General features: G+C 70.5%; 1 protein-coding gene. It reads right to left on the bottom strand.

From position 1 onward, the window contains the following. A partial coding sequence (locus tag M0638_RS28625; protein ID WP_248670356.1) for an ABC transporter substrate-binding protein occupies nt 1–414 on the bottom strand: 414 nt, incomplete at both ends.

Below are 414 nucleotides of genomic sequence, written 5' to 3'. Positions count from 1 at the left end.
CCGAAGGTCATGCCCTTCCAGTCCTTCGGGTCGCGCCGGTCCTTGTGCTTCATCGCCAGGGTGATCGCCTGGCCGTTGATGTTCTCGATCGCCGGCACCGTCCAGGGCACCGGGTTGGAGCCGACGCCCATGGAGATCGCCAGCGGCATCGGCGCCAGCATGTGCGCCGCGTCGTACTCGCGGTTCAGCGCCTTGTCGCGGACGATGGCCCAGCCGGCGGTCTTGACCACCTCGGCGTTCAGCCCGTGCCGCGCGTAGAAGCCCATCGGCGCCGCCATGATGATCGGCGTCGCGCAGGTGATCGGGATGAAGCCGATCTTCACGTCGCGCTTCTCGGGCGCCGCCGGCGCCTGCGCGAAGGCCTCCCGCGCCGCCGCCAGCGGGAAGAACGCGCCGATCGCCGCCGTCAGCGTG

This window comes from Roseomonas acroporae (assembly GCF_023223525.1).
GTDB classification, from domain to species: domain Bacteria; phylum Pseudomonadota; class Alphaproteobacteria; order Acetobacterales; family Acetobacteraceae; genus Roseomonas_E; species Roseomonas_E acroporae.
This window is presented reverse-complemented; position numbering and strand designations above follow the sequence as displayed.